This window comes from Flavobacterium sp. HSC-32F16 (genome assembly GCF_024171645.1).
GTDB lineage: Bacteria > Bacteroidota > Bacteroidia > Flavobacteriales > Flavobacteriaceae > Flavobacterium.
In genome coordinates this window covers 74,695-95,694 of the sequence record NZ_JALKAC010000013.1, presented here as the reverse complement: position 1 = coordinate 95,694, position 21,000 = coordinate 74,695, and the positions used below count along the sequence as shown (strand labels likewise).

The following is a 21,000-nucleotide window of genomic DNA, read 5'->3' as shown; positions in this document are numbered from 1 at the left end:
ATTAACGACAAAAAAGGGTGATTTTTGTTCATTAACCTTAGCCTAACTTTCTGTAAATCCACGGCTAACAATGCCTAAGTCGAATATTCTTTATATTCTTTCGGACTTTTGCCAAAATACTTCTTAAATGAGCGTCCAAAATATTTGGGATCGTTATAACCGCATTCAAAACTTATTTCGGAAATGTTTAATCTTTTGGTTTTTAATAAAACTTCGGCTTTTTGTAATCGAAGCGACATTAATATATCTGATGGTGACTGGTTTAAAGTTTCTTTAAATAAACGATAACATTTTACTCTCGATATTCCCAATTGCTCAACCAGCATTTCTACATTAAACGATGGGTTTTGTAATTCTTCCTTAATTATTTCCAAAGCTCTTTTTAAAAGTTTTTCATTTGGAGTAATATGTTCGCTGTCTTCTGTCAGGATTTCAAATATTTTCTGCTGTATTTTATGTTCTCTTAAAGGTTCTTTATTTTGATTAATTAAACTGTCTATTTTTTTTCTGATAAATGATGTACTGGCAGGTAATTTAATATGCGTGTCGATACCTATCTCTAACAATTGTTCGTCTAATTCATAATTAATATCTTCTGAGATATAAACCATTGGAATCTTAATATCGGTATTGTCTTTATTTGTTTGTAAAAAAGTAATTAGTTCCCTCGAAAATACGGCCTGATAAAAAACTAATGCAGAAATATCGATTTGTTTCATTATCGCATTTAGGTTAGAAACTGAACTTTCAAAAATCAGGTTATAATTTTCGCTTTCGAGTACCTGATTTGCCGCTGCGCTGTTGTATTGGTCTCCAAAAACCAAAAGGCATTTTTTATCTGAAGAAAACTGATCCTGATAATTAAAGTTTTTCCATGAAATGGTTTCTTTCAAATTTATATCTGAATCTACAATTTCTATAGGAATTCGCAGTGTGGTCTGAAATTGTTCTTCGGATGAAGGAATAACTTCTCCTTCCAAATCCTGAAGCAAAACCTGTAAAGCCCTAAAATAAGGGCTGTAATGCGAAATATTCTGCCAGTTGTTCTTCAATATCACACTATCTGATACCGCTTTGATTTCTATACAATTAATTCCATACGAAATACTAATATCCAGAGTGCTGTCTCTGTCCGAATATTTGGCAATATCATTAAACAAATACTGCATTGAGAGTTTTAAACGCAGCACATCTATAATGGCAAAACAGTTTGTACTGTCAATTTCGCAATTAAAATTTACTTCATTCAGCTGAAGGTTCTTTTTTAGTTTTTCGACATTATTTTTAAGAACAGGAAATAAACTGACTGTTGTTTTTTTAATTGTCCCAAGGTCTTTTACGTGTTCGAGATAATTCCATTCAGAAATAAGATTTACCAATTTATTGGTTTGTACGACTAAACTGCGGTGTGTTTCTGTCTCTTTTTTAAAAGAACCCGAAACTTTTATTATTTCCGATATTGGTTTTTGAAATTCGGCCAGCATAAAGGTTTTAAACTTTTCAATTTCAAAGTTTTCATTTTTTAAATCACTGTGCAGAATTAAAAGTTTTTCTTTTTGTTCTTCTATCTTTTTGTTTTTTTGATCGAGTTCTTCATTAATATCTTCCAGATTTTTTTTCTGATTTTCGATAACCGCTGTACGCGACGTTACAAGTTCCTCGAGATATTTTTGCTGCGTGAGAGCTGTTTTATTTTTTACATATATTACCGATATGCAAATAAGCAGTATACAACCAGATAGCAGAATATAAAACAATATAGATTCGTAAAATGCTTTACCAATATGAAGGGTAAAAAATGCAGGTTCAGGTATTCCGTATCTGCCTTGTTTAATGACGAAATTATAATCGCCAGATGATAAATCGCTATACTCTATTTTATTATTTGGAGGCAGAAGAATCCAGTTCTCATCCTGACCTTCGAGTTTATAATAAATATTGTTTTTTTTGTTTTTAGGAAATAAGATGGGAATTACTTCAATTTCCAATTCATTATTGGTAAAACTCTTTTTGATTTCTGTCCGGTTATTTTCGTTACCATCAATTTTCAATTTCACTTTTGCTTTTGAACCTGCGCACTGAATTGTACTTGGATTGAAATAATTAAGTCCGCCTACACCTCCAAAAAACAAACTTCCTTTAGAATCCTGATAATAAGCCCCTTCAGAAAATTCTGGTGCCTGCCATCCGTGATCCGGATTATAAGGCGTAATAGCATAATTTTTTTTATCAATCGAAGCAATTCCTTTTGTGGTGCTGATCCAGATTTTACTGCCATTATCTATAAGTCCGTAAACCATGTGGCTTGGAAGTCCTTCAGATTCGGTAATGTTTTTTATTACGCCTTTCTTTTTATTGTAAACTGTTACACCACCCAAAGAAGCAATCCAATAATTATCGGATTGATTGTCTACAAAAACCGAATAAATACTGTTGCCCAGAATTCCGTCATCAGTCGTAATATTTTTTAAAGTACCTGTTGTTAAGTTAAAAACAATTACTCCGTCACTTTCTGTAGCCAGTATAAGATTCTGATGGTTTTTCCTGACGCATCGAATGTTGTATTTATTTAATAATTCCTGTCCTTTAAATTTTTCAAAACTTCCGGTTGTTAAATTAAATTTGATTAAACCACCCCAGCATCCCATCCAAAGCTGTTTATTTTGATCTTCATAAATCGAATAACACCTGTTAACCGGCATTCCTGCAATACGGCCATTTTCATAACTGTTACATTTGTTATCTGAAATACGTAAAATTCCTTTGTAAGTTCCTGCCCAAATTGTTCCGTCGCTCGAAGTAAATAAAGTTCTTATTCGTTCCCAATCTGTATTTGAAGCGGCTTTTTCTATTTTGAACTTTTCAAAAAGACGGCTTTTGTCATTATAAGAATAAATTCCTTTTGTATAATAACCTAACCAGATTTTCCCTCTGCTGTCTTTGGTAACCGCTCTAATGGTTTCGTTTGGCAGATTTGGTTCTTTTAAAGGATGCGGCATAACCGAATTTATTCTTTCAGAACCGGTATATGCCATACTTAGACCGCCGTCCTTTTGGCCCAGCCAAATATTCCCAAAATCATCTTCGTGAAGTGTTTCTATTTCATTATTTTTAAAAGAATAAGGCGCATATAAATCAGGGGTAAAGTGTTTTATATTGTTTTCATTAGACTCGTTTGTAATTATGTACAATCCATCGGCACGAGTAGCAAACCAGATATTTCCTGCTTTATCTTTTAAAATATCATTAATAATTAGTGTAGGATATTTTCTAAGTAAAATGTTTTTTAAGTTTTTAAAATCTACAGTACTTATAGTATTATGAGGTATTTCGGCAAAAGATTTATTCTTAAATTCAAAATATGTTGTGTTGGTTTCTATTACCACATTTCCTTTTTGAGACAAATGGATATTTTTTGGAATGCCTTTAAATTTAAATTCTTTAAATTCTCCATTTCCAAGATATTGGTTTACATGACCTTCTTTTGTAATAAGCCAGATTTGTCCTTCGGTATCTTTTTTTAATTTTGTAATATAGTTGCTGGAAATGGTTTTGCTGTCATTAAAATTATTTTTAAAAATTTTAAAGTTGTAACCGTCATAATAGTTAAGCCCATCCCAGGTGGCAATCCAGAGACCGCCGTCTTTATCGCTTTCTATATCCAGAACTGAATTATTTGATAATCCCTGATTGGTTGTAAAGTTTTCAAATTTTATCTGCTGGCCAAATGAATATACTGTAAAAAAGTAAAAAAATAGTACTACCCTAATCATTGTTTGTATTTTAACTCACAAGGATACAATCAGAAGTTTATTTAAACATAAACTGTGTGTTAAGTTAAAGAATGAGGAAATGCAGCACCTAAAGACCTTGCATTTAATCTAAAAATATTTAATCAAATGTAATTTTAGACATAAAAAAAGCCTGACAAAATATTTTATCAGGCTTTAGTTTATTTTTAAAACTTAGTTATTCGACCAATTCAAAATCTCCTTGATCAACATACTTAAGAACTGCTTTATAATTGCTGCCTATAATTTGTGCCGCATTATCGCCATTAACTAAAGTAACCGGATTAACCTGAGAGTTTACAGTTGTAAAAGTCATGGTATATGCAACACCGTTTACAGAATAATCTACTCTAAAAGGTCTGTTTACATCAACAAAATTAGTTTCAATCTTTATTCCATATTTTACATTGGGACTAATGCACTCATTTTCGGATATTATAGAACCATCGGCATGTACAAATGAAATGCTTTTAGAATAAATTGTGGTTTCTTCACGTTCTGAACAACTCAAAAACAGAAACATCACTACTGCTAAAATATAATATTGCTTCATTTTCATTATTATTGTTTTTGATTTATTACTATTTCTTTAGTAGCGCTGCCTACACTCACACTATATTTTCCAGCTTCGAGATTATTAAAAACCGTCTGGCCGTTTTGAATGTTTTGAGTACTTATTTTAACTCCGTCTTTTGTTAAATCAGCTTTAGCATCATTTTCATCATATAAAACCTTAATAACGCCTCCGGCATAACATACAGCATCTTTTTTATAAAATACGGCATTTCCTAATTTAACCGTTACCGTCCATTGTTTCACAACTGACTGATCTTCTGAAAGTACTTGAAACTGCACCGGATTTGTAAAATCTACAGTATTTGATCCTGAAATTTTATTGGTTGTTTCTATAAATAATTTTGCTCCCGGACTTAATTCAAATAAGGTATTTAATGCCGAAACATTTGTTCCTTTGCTTACATAAAGTGTTATTTGCGAACCCTGAATAGTTTTAGATGTTTTTAAATCCTTAAAACTAAGATCTGTAATTTCAGCTTCACTTTTTAGTGCTGGGCTTGCAAAACTATACGACTGGAACAAATCGCCATAGTGTTTGTTGTTTTCAAATACTTTTGTTTTTTCTACATTTTTAACAGAATTGTTTGCCGCATCGTAGATCTTGAAATTTACTGTCTCATTGTCTGTATTAGAAAAAACGGTTAAATAAACTACGTACTTTTTTTCAGTTTGTACATAAATCGGGCTGGCAATTCCGCGGCATTCTCCGTTAACAAAAGCCGCTACTTTATCGCTGCTGCTTGTTAAGCTTTTTCCATCGACATTGATGAAGCCTTCAAATGACATTGTGTATTGAAATTTATTTTCATTTACTGACCAGTCAGGCGATTGGCCAAATACAGTACTGCTTATTATGAAAAGCAACATTGTTATATGGATATAATTTCTCATTTTTAATTGATTATAAACTCCTAAAACAAACTTTAAAAACCTGTTTTAGGAGCTCAATTATTGATTATTTAATTTTTTACAGCTTTAGTTCTTACCAGCTTTCCATCTACTCTAACTTCAACTATATAAACACCTTGCGCTATATTTGGAGAAATCGAAACTACATTTCTGCCGCTTTCAAGAACCGTTTTTTGGCTGAATACCAATTGACCGTTTACTGAATATAGCTGAATGTTTACTTCCTGCTTTTTAGCTGCATTAAGTTCTATGTTCAAAATTGCTGCAAAAGGGTTTGGATAAACACTGTTTTCGCTTTTAGAAACTTCTTCTAAAATAACTGGATTCGTAATGGTTCCCAGTACTGCATTTCCTTTAAAAGTGAATGATTTAGAAGTTCCTTTTTTCGCAAATCCATCTCCCAGTGTAAATGAAAGTTCTTCTGTATCTTCACCAAAAATGGTAATGAAACTCAATTCTTTTCCGTTTATCATCTGGTTTCTTGATATGCCTTTTAAAACACCTTTTGAATCATATACAAACAATTCATCAAATCCTTTTGGAAGTAAAACAACTGCATTCATGTTTTGTGAATATTGTTTGAACTCTGATGCAATTTCTTCCTGTTCATTATTTGAAACTGATTTTCCTGTTTTGCTTTTCTCTAAATTATCAGGATACTTAAAAGTTTGTTCTTTACTTGATTTAATCATGTATCCTTTTCCTGCTTCTAAGTATTTTAAAGTTCCGTTCCATCCAATAATAGGATCGTAGATCGCAAACAGATTTTGAGATTTAATAACATCTCCGTCCATCGCATCAAAATAAGCCAAAGCTTCACTTATAGTTTGGTTAGATGCTAAAGGATAAGCAAGCCAGTTCCAGTTTTCTTTAATTGGAAAATTCCACGCTGCAATATCTACACTTTTTCCTTTAATTTTTAAGGTCTGCTCTTCTGTTACATTTATTTTATACATTTTTGAAGAAGAAAGTCCTCCGTTTGCACTTATTGTACCAGACCATCCGCTGTTTGCAGGATTTGAATTATCTTTAAAATAGGTATCCAGCAATGCAGGAGAATGGCTTAAAATGCGGTTAGAGGTTTCTAATTTTAAATTCTTCGTCAATGCATTTAAATCTGAAAAAGCAGCATCATTGGTATTTAAAGAAATCCATGACCATCCTTTGTTTAGTTTAATTTCCTGTTCTACTAAACCTGAATTTACAAAAACATAAGGTCTGCTTAAAGTTCCTAATACTTCATTATTCATAAAAGTAATAGATGGATTAGACTCAACAGAAGCTTCTAAAATTTTACCCTGAGAGGCGTCCCAGATTTTAAATTTCAGGTTTTCACCCGAATTTGCATTACTGTAAACTGTTAAAAAGGCAAAATATTCTTTATAGGCTTCGTTGTAAACCAGTTTTGCAGATCCTCTTGCTTCATCATTATAAAAAGCAGCAATTTTATCATAAGAATCTGCAGACAGCACGCCGTCGACTTTTATTTTTCCAATGATGTTCATACTGTAATCAAAACGAGTTGGGTCAACATTCCAATTTGGTTCTGGAGCCAGTACTCTTAATTTTACTTGTAATTTTTGGTCGTATCCAAAATCAGTCTGTAAATATAAATTTTCCAGATATTCTCCAACAGCTACGTTTTCATCAACTACTGCTTTAATAGTGGTTTTGTTGTTAGGATCAATTGATCCGCTTGTTTTACTTAAACTTAACCAGCCTGGTACATTATTGATGGCATAAGGCTGTTGTTTTCCTCCTTTGTTTACCAATGTAATTTCAAAAGTTTTGCTTTCGCCGCTGTTCTTTGTAAGGTCTACAATTTCATTATATCCTTCAGCAAACCAGCTTACTTCATTACGATTCACATATGCGGTCCAGGTAACCGGAGATTCCTGCATGTTATTGGCACTGTCAAACATTCTGTGCACGGTAATATCCAAGATTTGTCCCTCTAGTGATGCCCAATCCGTAATAACCGGTGCAATAATCATCTCGCCGTCTTTAATAACGTTTGTGGTTACAAATTTAACCAGCTGGCGTTCTGGTTTTATCGCCGGAGCATCATTTGAATACTTCACATTTCCGCTGCTTAAAACGGCGTTGTTTACTACGACAGTCTGATTTGCATCGGCATGGTAATATCTTGGTCCGTTTGCTGTAACCGGATCCGGAACATTCATTCGTGAGTATAATAATAAACCAATGCTTTCTACATCGACTTCATTATAACTGTCTCTGGTTATTTGTTCTACGTTACGAAGTGTATTCCACAAACGGAATTCGTCTATTTTACCTGTAAAAGTGCGGTCAACCGTTTCTCTGCCTGAAAGGTCTCTTGCTCCTCTTGCTCCAAGCCAAATTTTATTTCCAGAGAAACCTCCAATGGCTGTCATTACATTTGAAGACACTAATTTCGTATCGACATACGTTCTTAAAGATCCTGTTCTATTAAACAATAAAGTTACATGGTGCCATGCATCGTCAGAAAGTCCTTTTGTTGTTAAAGCATAAGACTGGCCTTCGCTTTTCAATAAAAGATTACCTGAATTATTCATATCAACAGACCATTTATTAGATAATCCATTGCTTTGAACAACATCTGAACCGTCACCTTTTCCGTTTGAGAATATAGTAGCTTCCTGAGGCGTTCCTGTTTTAATCCAAAACTCCATCGTAGCGTCCATTTCTTTAGTTACCTGAACAAAATTCACATTGTCCATAACCAGATACTGTCCGTTAGTAAAGTCATACGAAGTTCCTTTTGGTTTAATATCCCATGAGGTATTATTTACTGTTGCATGTTTAAATCTCACTAAATCTTTGGCTAAAGCATCTCTACCTTCATTCATTGGCCAGTAACCAGCAAGATTAGCTTCGTTGCCCATTATTTTAGCATACATTTTAGCATAAGAATCTTCTCTGCTTACTGTTTTATTCCATAAACGAAGATCGTGTACGTTTCCGGCAAATGTGTTTCCTCCAACTACCAAAGCATTGTTGTTGGCAAGTTGTACATTGGCTTTACCGCTTTTAGAACCAATTTCGGCATCATCTTCAAAAATTCTATAATCACCGTTGCTGCTGTTATACGTAAAAGCATAGTGATGGAATAGATTGTCGTTTTTTAATCCTCCTTGTACGGTAACATCTCCTAATGTAAAAGAAATATTTCCGTTGTTTAAACCGATATTTAAACCGCCGTCCTGTGAAATAATAGAAGCACTTGAAGCTTTGGTCTCATTATTCAACCAGAATTCAAGACTTAAATTTCCTGAGCTGATTTGAGGACTATTGATTACTGCCGTATTGTTATTTCCTTCGAAATGCAAACTTACATTATGATCAATTTTTAACTGATTCGTTTGTCCTTTTATTTCGATTGTGCTTACTGCTGAATTAAAGAAAATGTTTTCGTTAAAACTTACTTTTAAATCATCGCCTGCACTTAAAATACCGTTTGTTGGCAGCGGGGTTCCAAATAACTGAGGCGCACTTAAATCTACCGATCCTGAAATAACTTCAGATATGAATTCTGTATCATTTGTACAGGTACTTCTGGCTCTAATTTGGTATTTGCCATCAGCTAATTTTAGAGCTGCAATATCAAAATTGTAAGTCAGACTTGTAGCTGCTCCAATAGATGAAATCTGAGTTTCATTGTTACTTACTGCCTCGTTATAAAATTCCGGAGTTCCGTAATATGTTTGCAGACGAATCCAGTTTGGGCTTGTTGCTAATTTATACTCCAAATCAATTTTCTTGAAACTTTTAAACTTGGTGTTATATCCCGTTAAGTTTATTGCTAACGGTTTAGTTGATCCATCTGTATTAAAAGCTTTTTCTCTATTGTACACCCAGTTGTTCAATGGTGCGCTTACTGTTACGCTTGAACATGAAGGAACGAAACTGGCCGAAATAAATACTTCAGAGCTTACATCTTCTCCGTCACATAATGACTGAAGTCTGATTTTTATGTCCTTGTAGTCATAAATATCGGAGATAGATTTTCCTAAAGTCAGTTTATAGATAACTTCTCTTCCGTAAGGTACATGAACAATTGTACCATTTGGCTCAATGTTAATTAAGGCATTATTTGGATTAGTAGTATTGTCTACCACTAATAAGAAATCAGCATCAGAACCTGATACACTGTTGTTTTCAAGTTTTAATTCAAACTCAGCCTTTTTAGTTTCAACGACATTAGAAACATCGTTATCTGTTACGGTCATTACCGGAACTTCTACTTTTTGAGTAGCAAAACTTAACTTTTCACGTTTATCTTCTGGCAGTTCAATAATTGCAGCTGCTGAATCGCTGTAGAGGCTTTTATTGTAAAAATGTGTTTGCTCTGCATCTTCATAAGGACAAGAAGTTCTTCCTCCCTGCGTGATGAAAACAGGTCCGTTACCATCAAAAGAGTTTACCACATCTACGCTTAAAAAGTTCGCTTTGTCATTGTCTTTAAAGGTATAACTTATGTTTGTTGTCGTTGCTTTTTCTGTAGATAATGATGAATTTATATCTTGTTGAAAAAATGCTTTTGTATTAGCTTCCATCCCCACTTTGTTCACTTCAAAACCTATTATTGCAGCAACTGACTGGTCAATTACCAAGTTATATGAAGTAGTTGCAGCAGATACCACACTTGTCTCTACACTGCGGGAATACGATCCTAAACCTGCATCAAAAGAAACGTTTTTCTCAAACTCAGATCCAAGCATGTTTTTAATCTCATTAGACTGAGTAAGCTGATTGGTCAATCTTGCTTTAGCAGCAGGATCACTGGTACCATCAAAAGCTCCTTTAACTTGATTGTTAAAGTTTGTAATTACACCTGATAAACCTGTTTTATAAGCCGCACGATCATTTTTAGCGGCGTATTTTACTTTTTCGTTATCTAAAACTACTTTTCGCCACAGTCTAATCTTTTCTTGATATTCTTCTCTCTTCTGGATGTTTGCAGCAGAGTTCGGATCTGGTCCATTCAAATTTGTTGTAATAAACAATTCATACTCCGGAATCAAAGTAGATAAAATATGTTTTTGCGAATAAATAAAGAATGTTTCAGTTGGTTTATCGACAAAACTAAGTGCCTTTTGCTTGCTTATATAAACCGGAGCAATTGCAGTTCCTAAATTTATATATTCATTTGTATCTAAAGGTACAGCTTGACCATTTACAAATTTTTTAGGTATTGTTTTCGATGTTTCAATGTTATCATACGAACCATAAAATATGTTTTTTGAGTTTCCTATATACAAATCCCCGTCTGATCCAACATAATCTGAGGCATCACTGGTAGAAATTGCTTTACTAAAAGTGTAGGTGCTTGTTACTGTCTTACCATCTTGAGAAGTGTTGGAAAGAGACATACCTGTAACTGCTGAATTTTGCTGCTCTATTGTTACTTTTGGCGTAGGAACCAAACCTCCCTGAAGCTCAAAATACATTCCGCCTGCAATGGTAAGTTCTTCTTCTGCTCCTTCCTGATGTGCAAAAGAAGCTTCAGATGTAAATGAAATACTTTCACCAGATTCAATCGAAGCAAAACTATTAGACCCCGGCGGATCTCTTAAAATAATCGCAGGAACATCTGGTGCTGCTGTTACAAAAGTCTGGCTTCCATCAGCTTTTCCACCTAAAATAATTCCGGTATCATTGAAATTCTCAACCGGATAATCTACTTCGTTTAATCGGTATTTTAAAGTACTTTTTATTTCAAACGGCGGCGTAATTGACGGAATACCTCCTTTAAAGGCATACGTTAAAGTACTTCCGTCTGCCGTAATCGTTTCTGAGTCTGGCAAAGCTAGATTATTTGTTTTTACCAATTCACCATCCGTTACGGGAACTTTTACTTCTACCGCTGTTCCAAAATCATTATTGGTGTAACGCTCAAAACGATTCATTACAATTTTGTACGCCATGAACTGCGTATAAATTGGTTTTCCAAAGTTTTCTGTAGAAACTTTTGTTCCTGCTACATCGATAGTTTTATCAGATGTCTGTTCGATAACCTGCAATACCGGAGTCGATCTGTAAGTAAAACTTTTCTCGTAATGATACGGAGTTCCGGTTAATGTTTTATCTACATTATTTTCTTTATACTTAAATTCAGGTGTTTTAGTAACCGGAATTTCAGCAAAATCAAATACCTCTGTAGTTCCTGCTTTTAATAATGAAATACCTGAATTGGTGTTAATGACCAAATCATTTGCTTCCAGATTATATTTTAAAGGCATTACCGTAATTCTGTATTCTCCTGACTTTTCATTAGTAGTATAACTATACTTTGTATACTTGGTAACATTGGCTCCTACTGGTGCATATCCTAATGTAAAATGAGCTTTACCTATATTGTTTTTAGCGCTGACTTCCAGATTTTTAGTAATTCCAGAGTCTATTATCGTTTTGGTAACTACACCTTGACCTCCAAAACCAATAGGCTTTTCAGCTTCTACAGGACCTCCCACAACTTTACCAACTACGGTAACTTTAGTGTTGTCTACAAAATAAACCGGCTCATTAGAATCTTCAAAAAATTCTTTAAATTCAGTTGCAGCAGCGGGAAAACGGCCATTGTAAACAAATTGATGCCCGTCTTTTTTGATTGTAATATAATGTTTACCAATTGGAACACTTACATCAAAATAACCATTATCGTCTGTAACAACTGGAATATTATTAGCATCCAGTACAATATTCCCGTCAATATATACATTTGCTCCAGTTGTATAAATTGAAGCATAACGTTCTAAATAATCATCACCAGGTATGTCTTTGTTTTCTCCATCATTTTTCCAGTATTTCCCTTTAGGAAATTTTTCACCATTAATTTCGTAGTAATTATAACCTTCATCAAGAATATTAGCCCCTCCTTCAATCCATGCATCACCTTTATTTCCAGTTTCTTTACCATCTATCTGCGCATAAGATTCAAAAATTCCTCTTGTATCATAAGCAACGACACCTTTGAAGCTGAACGAAGACTGATCTATAAAATCAATTTTATTAACCACTTCTGAACCTAGTCCTAAGTAAACCAATTGCTGGTTAGGCTCAAATTTATGCTGGCCGTACATAGGAGTAATGTTATAAGATTCTCCTGTGCCAGAATACTGAATCGCACTGATTTGATAATTTCCTTTGCTGTCTGTTACTCCTAAAACACCTAATTGAGAGGTTGTTGGGTAATTATCAGCTTCTGCGGCCCATAAAACTTTTTTGCCCACTGGTGTATTGGCATCCCAAAGTTTACCGTGATTTTCATTATAAGTAAAACCGCTTCTAGACAAATCATAAGCAAAACTTCCTGCTTTTTCATTGGCTCTAAGGTAAGTTACCAGTCTGGAATCGTTTCCGCTTATGAATCTTGAATAATCTGTTCTGATTACAGAAGATTCTAATGCTGCTTTCCAAATTCTGATTTCGTCAATATAACTTGATTTTCCCCCGCCCACTTTAGCATTATCCCAGGTAACGCCAGAAAGTTTTACGGTTCCAGTTGGAATTACTGCACTAAAATAAGGAGCAGTATAAGAAACATCAACACCTTTCAATTTGCTGTCAGCTTCTGTTACGTAAGCTTGTGTAATCTGTCTTCCGTTAATGTATAACAACGGAACCTTATTATCATTGATCACAACAGAAAAATGAACAAATGATTTATTAAATTCCGAAACAGGTACAAGCAGATCATTTCCTCTTGAGTTTAAATTACCTGATGGAAAATAATTATTCAATGTATATTTACTTGCGCCAATATTAACATCTAATGATTTAGCTGCTGGATTTAATTTTACAGTAACATTTAGATTGTCAGCACTTGTCGAACTTGAAATATTAAACAATCGAATAGCTGCTTCAGAATCATTAGCATAAGCTCCATTGGGTTTTACCCAAGCCTCAAAAGTTGCTGCATTTGAAATTAATGTACTCAATCCGCTTAGGTCTACAAAACCAGATGCAGGAACATTCAAGCCGCTTCCTTTAACAGCACCGCTGCCATTTGGAGTTGCGGTCACTACCACATCTTTAACAGGGTTTCCGCCTTTATAACTAATATTACCTGTTACAACTGCTGTAGGATTTCTATATCCAATTCCTGTAATGTAGGTGCTGTAAAGTTCAGGAATATCACTAACCCCTTGCGCTTCTACTTTGTATTCATACAAAACACCTCCTTCTACATATTTATCTTCATACACCGTTTCGGTAGAAGGAAGACCTACCACTAAATTATAAGGAAGATTTCCCGCTTCAGTATAAACCCTTCTATAAATTTTGATGTTTTTAACTAGATTTTGATTGGCTCTTAAATTCCAAGAGATCAAAACTTTATCACCATAAAAACCTTTTGAAACACTAAAAGATTCTTCTGCAAATGTCTTAAATAGATACAAAATACTCCATGGAAAACGTACATCCAGCGGCGTTGTAACTCTTGAACTTTTTTCTTTATTCTGCCCTAAAAAAGGAAGTCCAACCTGTATGTTGATACCATCTTTTTTAATTGCCTGCGAAACGGGTACTATTTTAGCTCCAGTGTTGTTTTGAGCATAGAGTCCCGTTCCCAGAACAAACATTCCGAGAACTGCAATTATTTTCTTCATAATTACAGCTTTATAATTTGATGATATAGTTTACACCATAGTTTATTGGGCGTGATTCTGTTGCACCGGCAGCATCAGTTGTAAAGGTATGGCTATGATTACCGCTTAAACCGGTTTGTACAGTTCTTTTCCCTATCTGATTACCTCCTCCACTAAAACCTCCATCTGCATTATTCGGATCATAAAAAAAAGGAGCAGCCTCTGCATGACTATGTTCACCATTTGCTGCTGTAGTTCCTGTGTGGGTATGGTTTTTATTGGTTGACATTTGAGTTCCATTTAAAGTATTAGGTGCTATTTCTGCAGCATTAGCAGTATTAGAATTTTGTCCCGCACCTCTCAAAAACATCCCTCGTAAATCAGGTGCATTATTTCCTACCATTGCAATTAAAGCCTTAGCTGTTGAAGGAAGGACAGCTCCGTCGCAAAGCACCCAGCCTACTGGAGCTGCAGTCCCAATAAAAGGCATAATTGAACCCGTTGGAACACCATTGTTGGCAGCAATAGCATACGGCACATGGTGCAGTTTTTCATTAGAAATATTATCTGAGCCTTTATCTATTTTTAGATAAACACTATTATTTGCAAATAAACTGTTGTTTACCGATGTTGGATCTATTACATCTGAAAAGACACCAAATGCATCTGTTCTTAAAACTTTAGTAGTGGTATAGACAACCTCTTCTCTAGAAGCTTCTACATAATAAAGAGTGTAAGTTAAAGAAATATCCTGATTAGCTATAGCCGTATTGTTAGCATCTCTGGCAATTCCCTGTACTGCAATTCCGGACTGCGAAGCAGAACTTTGGGCATAATTTGAAATAGATGCACAAAAAAGGCATAACATTAAAAGTAATTTTGTTTTCATAGATATCATTTAAAAAATTAATAATTTGGGTAAAAAAGATACTTTTCGGATCTTATAATAAACGCCCGAAATTATTTTAAAAAAAGCAATTTATTAAATAATCATAAGGGACAAAATGGAGACAAATTAATACTTGTAAAAGCACAATTATTTAATTTACAAATGCTTAAAGAAAAGACTTTTTATTCAGTGCTTATTAAGTGGTCAAAAAGCAAAAAAATAGAGTTTCAATTACAAATTCTTTACAGCAATTCTTCTTTGTGAGAATTAGATAGAAAATTCTCTCAAAGGATAACAAGTGATTGTACGAAGCATTTTTTTATAATTTCCTATTATCCCTAAATGATTTTCTGAGTCTATAAGAAAAATTTTATATTTAAGATTTTCAAGTTATTAGTTCCAACGTAAGTTGAATAATGTGCTAATTTTTATTTAGAAAAATATTTATTTTTTATAGTTTAGCAGCCTCAATAAGCCCAAATTCCAAAATGATTTTCTGTACAAAAAAAATTACATTCTTTTTTGTGTTATCTGCCTTTGTTTTTTTTACACAATTACACGCCCAAAAACTATCATCGCCTTCTACAGAGTCAATTAAGGATATTGAATCTATAATTATTCAAGAAAATAATGCTAAAAAAGATACTGCTGAACTCAAAAAACGTTTGTCTTTTTTAAAACAGTCTTCCAATAAAAAATCACATATCTTATACAATGCCCTTCTTGCAAATGGCTTTTCGGCATTTTTTGACAAAATAAACAGCAGAAGCGAGCAGTATTATTTAAAATCAATTCAGGAAGCCCAAAAGCTAAATGATCCAAGTCTTATTATTTGGACTCAGTTGAATTATTCAAAATACTTATATTTCTACTGCCAGATTGATCAGCTTATTCCAATTGTACTTAAAACAATGCAAGAAAGTAATCAGATTGATCCCTCTGAAATGATTTTACCACAAGAAACTTTTAAATTTTTTGGCTGGATAATGTTTACTGTAGAAGATAACTCTGCTGTAAGCTTTTATAAAAAATCCCTGCAGTATATGGAAAAGCCTTCTTCTGACTATGCCGGCGTTTTGAATGCAATTGGAAACTGTTATCTTAGAAATAAAGATTTATCAAATGCTATGCGCTATTTAAATAAATCTGAAGAAGTTGCATTACAAATAGGCGACAGTATCAGGTATGCAAAAATCTTAGGCGATAAAGCTCTCGTTTATGAAAAAAAAGGAAATTTAAAAGAGGCGGTACATTTGTTAAAACAAGATATTTTGTACTCTCAAAAGTTTAAAATTGATAAAAATGAGATGTATGCTTCTATATTATTGGCTCAAATTCTTTTAAAATCAGACCATAATACAGCTGAAGTCGAAAAAATTTTAACCAGAGCGGAGAAAATTGCAAGCTCAAAATCCTATTACAGAAGTTCTTTAAAAGAAGTTATTGATTTAAAACTTATTATTCTAAACGGCAGAGACCCTGAAAAAGAATTGCTGTTGAGACGTCAGCTGAAGCAAATTGAAGAGTTTTTACTTCAAACAAATGGCAATACCGTACTGCGAAGATCTAATTGGATTGTTCAGAAACAAAAATATGAAACTGAAACAGAAAAAATTCGGTTACAATTAGAACAGGGAGAAAAGGCAAAAAAAATCTATATTCTGATTTTAGTCTTGACTATTCTGTCAAGTGTAATTGCATATAGTGCTTTAAACAAAAGATTAAATGCAAAAAGAATAAAAATCGAAAATGACAGGTTGTTTTTTGAAAAGAAACTTAACGATGCAAGTTCGAATATAGATACTTATGTCGAATATCTTAAAAACAAAAACAAACAAATATCTGTTTTAGAAACTGAACTTGAAGAAGTTAAAAATTCTGCTTCAAAAAATTCAGAAGAAGAAAAAGGAAAACTTCAGGAAATACTAAACTCTCATCTTATGACAGATGAAAATTGGAGTACTTTTAAAAGAGAATTCATAAAACAGCATGGTGATTTTTATGTTGCTTTAATGGAAAACTTTCCAGAATTAAAAGAATCCAATCTTAAAATAATAATGCTCCAAAAATTGGATTTTAATAACTACGAAATGTCGAATTTGTTGGGAGTAACAATTGACGCAATTAAAAAAAGTAAGCAGCGGTTAAAGAAAAAATTAGGCGATAAATACGATCTGTTATTTGAAATTATAGATTTTAAATAACAATAAACCGCAGCTTCTTATTCGAGAAAAATGAATTGAAAAGAGTAATTCCCTTTTTCAACGACTCATTTTGCCTGTTTACCTAAAATTAAATACTCTGGAGAAGTTTTCTAATGAACTTTACATAAGAAAACAAAGCAATACTGCTTATAACTTAAAACTCTAGATTATGAAAGCAACCATTGGTATTACAGAAAAAAACACAGACGCTGTTTCTAACGAATTGGCTAAACTATTGGCCGATGAATTTATACTTTACACCAAAACCAGAAACGCGCATTGGAATGTTACAGGAGATAATTTTCATGCGAATCATATTTTCTTCGAAAATCAGTACAAACAATTAGATGAAATCATAGACAGCGTTGCAGAACGTATGCGTAAAATTGGCCACTATGCACCCGCAACTTTAAAATCTTACCTTGAACTTACGCATCTTACAGAATACAGCGAAAGAACAAATGACGGTTTAGGTTTTATGAAAGATCTATTAAAAGACCATGAAAGCATTATCGAATTTATCCGCGGTAACATCACCCCTTTTGCCAATGATTACAAAGATTATGGTTCAAGCGATTTTATTACAGGATTGATAGAAATTCACGAAGAAATGGCTTGGATGATCCGTTCTTACTTTAGATAAACTAACAAGGAATAAGTATATTTGTCTAAACCAAAAACCAAATACCATGAAAGCGTTAATCGTTGATGACAATGATATTGCAAGAACCACTTTGTCTCATTTGGCAAAACAAATTCCAAATCTTATTGTTGTAAATGAATATTCGAATGCCATTGAGGCGTATCATCATTTACAGGAAAATCATGTAGACTTAATCTTTCTGGACATTGAAATGCCGGAGATGACCGGAATTGAATTGACGAAAAATCTATCAGGCAAAGATGTTATCATCATTTTTACTTCTTCTAAGAAAGATTATGCGCTGGAAGCATTTGAACTGAATATCGCAGATTACATTTTAAAACCGGTTACTCCTGCCCGATTTTTACAAGCAGTAAGTAAAGCACAGTCTATAATTGAAAGCCGAAAAGAGAATGTTCAATTTAGTAAAGAAGAGTTTTTATTTGTTAGAGATTCTAATATTACAAGACGCTTAAAAATGGATGATATTTTTTACGCAGAAGCAATGGGCGACTATGTAAAGTTTTATACGAAAGAAAAAATGTTTGCTATACACGGCAAAATGAAAACTGCCGAAGAACGTCTGCCAAAAGATGATTTCATTAGAGTACATCGTTCCTACATTGTTTCGATTGGTAAAATTGATACATTACAGGATGGCGGTATTATGATTAACAAAAAATTCATTCCCGTTGCCGATGCTTATCGAAAAGCGCTTAATACCAGAATGAATGTTTTTTAAACAACCTCTTTTATGCCTGTTTCGTAAACTACAATCCTGTCTTATTTGATTAAGATAATACAATTTCATTTACACTTATTTTATGATAAATACGTCTACCGTAATGGGCAACAAACGTTTTAGCTATTTTATAATAAGCAGTTTTATTTTGTGCAGTATTTTATTGATTGCTGTACAGATTAATTCAGCTAAAAATACGAAAGAGCTCATACGAAATAATAATACACTTTTAAACGAATTGCGCTCGAGCAACCATTTAAGAGAAATCGACCGTGATATTTTAGGAGTTGAAAGCCGAATTAGAGCCTCAATTGCCACCAATGATACTACGCATCTGGAAGGCATCGATCAAAAAATTAGACAGATTAGAAATTTTCTCGATTCGCTTTCTGTAGATAATGCAGATCCCGAAGAAGAAAAATTGATACAAAGGCTTGGTGTTCTGGCGCAGGACAAAATGGCGACAAAAGGAAAACTCCTGCATCGTTATGATTCTTTAGGAAATATGGATGACGACAGTTCAATCGCCAATCCGCATGCCAGAATCATCTCTAATGAAATTACGGATATTACGGCTAAAATTTACCACAAGCGTCAATTGCGAATGGTAGAACTCAGCGATTTAAGCCTTGAAATGGGACAAAGAGCAAAACTGTATGATATTTCGTTATTGGTTTTATTAGTTGTAAGCGGCGCCGTGATAGGGTATCATATCATGCGACAATTTAGAAGACAACATTTTCTGATTAAGGAATTGGATATTGCGGAAAAAAAAGCATCGATTGCCGCACAAACCAAAGAAAACTTTCTCGCCAATATGAGCCATGAAATACGAACTCCGTTAAGCGGTATTTTAGGGTTTACCAATTTATTACAGAAAAGACCTTTAGACGAGACTTCGGCAGAATTTGTAACTTCTATTCAGCGTTCCGGCGAAAATCTAATGACTATTATTAACGATATACTCGATTTATCTAAAATCGAAGCAGGAATGATGCGCATTACACCCGGAATATTCAGTATCAACGGATTATTAAATTCGGTTGAAACGCTTTTTTCGGAACGGGTAAAAGAAAAAAAACTAACTATTTCGAGCAAAGTAGACAGTTCTATTCCAGATACTTTGATTGGCGATGCTACCCGATTAACTCAAATATTAGTAAACCTCATCGGAAACGCCATAAAATTTACCCATCAGGGAACGGTAAGCATTGAAGTTTGTAACAAAGAGCAAAACGAAAATCAGGTTGCTTTGGGTTTCAAAATTACAGATACGGGAATTGGAATTGATAAAGATAAACTAAACGAAGTTTTTGAAAGATTCAATCAGGGCGAAGACTCTACAACCAGAAATTACGGCGGCACCGGACTTGGATTATCGATTGTAAAAAAGCTGATTTTATTGCAGGATGGCGATATCGAAGTAAGCAGCGAACAAGGAAAAGGAACTACTTTTAGTTTTTACATTCCGTATGGAATTGCTAAAGAACAACTTAATACAATTCCTGCTGCCAATATCGATCACTTTAAAGACATATCGAATACAGCTTTGAGAGTTCTAGTTGTTGATGACAATGCAATAAATCAAAGTTTAATGAAACATTTACTCTCGCAATGGAATATTGATTTTGATATGGCATCTAACGGTTTAGAAGCCGTTGAATACCTTAGAAAAAAAGACTGCGATCTTGTCCTGATGGATTTACAAATGCCTCAAATGGATGGATATACGGCTGTCCAGCAAATTCGCGAAATATTAAAACTGGATATTCCGATAATTGCCATGACCGCACACGCATTACCTGGCGAAAGAGAAAGATGTTTAAGCCGAGGCATGAACGAATACATCTCGAAACCGATAAAGGAGGAAGAACTTTTTAAACTAATTGCAAATTTTGGATTGAAAGAAGCAATACCAGAAGAATCAAAAGTTCCAGATTCTAATTTGGTTTTTCAATACATTGATCTTACTTATATGCAATCTGTAAGCGGCGGTAATAAAGCTTTTGAAGAAACAGTGACCAATCAATTTATTGAGAATGTGCCATCACATTTAGATCAACTTATAACGGCTTATCAAAATCAGGATTTTAAAATGGTGAAACTTAGAGCGCACGATTTACAATCAAGTGCTGCAATAATGGGTTTACTGCCTCTTTTAGAAGAAAAACTTGATATTCTCGAATTGGCAACAGAACAGAATACAACCTTACAGCAGATTTTAAATGATGTAGAAAACATTCTTAATTTATCACTTTTAGAAGCTAAAGTTTTTTTGGAATCACTGTAAAATAAATAATAAAACATCTCGTTTTAAATTCAAGAAAAACCATCTTACTATATATTATTCAATTGAAAGACTGTCCGTTAAAGGCGGTCTTTTTTTATTTTATTCTAATTTAATAATAAACGCGATTTTCTTTGTGTCCCAGTGGTTGAAACCACAGGCTATGTTTGCTTAGATTGAGAAGATTTTCCTCTCCTATTTTAAAACATAGCCCGAGGTTTCGACCTCGGGAAACGTATTGGATTACACATTGAAATAATTATGCTTAAATAATCAGACGTGATTTTCTTTGTGTCCCAGTGGTTGAAACCACTGGCTTTGTTTTCTCAGATTGAGATCATTTTCCTCTCCTACTTTAAAATATA

The 21,000-nt window shown here is 33.7% G+C and carries 9 protein-coding genes; 4 read left to right on the top strand and 5 right to left on the bottom strand.

Translation table 11 applies throughout. The features are described 5' to 3' along the window. Positions 1-74: 74 nt before the first annotated feature. The 5 genes from L1276_RS24790 to L1276_RS24770 all read right to left on the bottom strand — a co-directional run bounded on the left by L1276_RS24790 (position 75) and on the right by L1276_RS24770 (position 14,759). Positions 75-3,773, bottom strand: a complete 3,699-nt coding sequence (locus L1276_RS24790; RefSeq protein WP_253792559.1) for a two-component regulator propeller domain-containing protein — start codon at positions 3,771-3,773, stop codon at positions 75-77. A 196-nt stretch (positions 3,774-3,969) separates the two neighbouring features. Further along, the gene (locus tag L1276_RS24785) at positions 3,970-4,350 is read right to left on the bottom strand and encodes a hypothetical protein (protein WP_253792558.1); all 381 of its coding nucleotides are present in this window, start codon (positions 4,348-4,350) and stop codon (positions 3,970-3,972) included. Between the two features lie 2 nt (positions 4,351-4,352). Beyond that, positions 4,353-5,258, bottom strand: a complete 906-nt coding sequence (locus L1276_RS24780; RefSeq protein ID WP_253792557.1) for a hypothetical protein — start codon at positions 5,256-5,258, stop codon at positions 4,353-4,355. 68 nt (positions 5,259-5,326) lie between these two features. Further along, positions 5,327-13,891, bottom strand: a complete 8,565-nt coding sequence (locus tag L1276_RS24775; protein ID WP_253792556.1) for a LamG-like jellyroll fold domain-containing protein — start codon at positions 13,889-13,891, stop codon at positions 5,327-5,329. Positions 13,892-13,901: 10 nt separating this feature from the next. Continuing rightward, positions 13,902-14,759: a tail fiber protein gene (locus L1276_RS24770; RefSeq protein ID WP_253792555.1), complete on the bottom strand. Its 858-nt coding sequence runs from the start codon at positions 14,757-14,759 to the stop codon at positions 13,902-13,904. Between the two features lie 488 nt (positions 14,760-15,247). Here L1276_RS24770 and L1276_RS24765 point away from each other — a divergent pair, with 488 nt between their 5' ends. The 4 genes from L1276_RS24765 to L1276_RS24750 all read left to right on the top strand — a co-directional run bounded on the left by L1276_RS24765 (position 15,248) and on the right by L1276_RS24750 (position 20,638). After that, entirely contained in the window at positions 15,248-16,963 is a 1,716-nt protein-coding gene (locus tag L1276_RS24765) for a lipopolysaccharide assembly protein LapB (RefSeq protein WP_253792554.1), read from the top strand. A gap of 169 nt (positions 16,964-17,132) precedes the next feature. Then, complete coding sequence (locus tag L1276_RS24760; RefSeq protein ID WP_253792553.1) at positions 17,133-17,606, top strand: Dps family protein; 474 nt, start codon at positions 17,133-17,135, stop codon at positions 17,604-17,606. Between the two features lie 46 nt (positions 17,607-17,652). Next, a complete protein-coding gene (locus L1276_RS24755; RefSeq protein WP_253792552.1) occupies positions 17,653-18,348 on the top strand; it encodes a LytTR family DNA-binding domain-containing protein in 696 nt (231 codons plus the stop codon). A gap of 82 nt (positions 18,349-18,430) precedes the next feature. Beyond that, positions 18,431-20,638, top strand: a complete 2,208-nt coding sequence (locus L1276_RS24750) for a hybrid sensor histidine kinase/response regulator (protein ID WP_253792551.1) — start codon at positions 18,431-18,433, stop codon at positions 20,636-20,638. Positions 20,639-21,000: the final 362 nt, after the last annotated feature.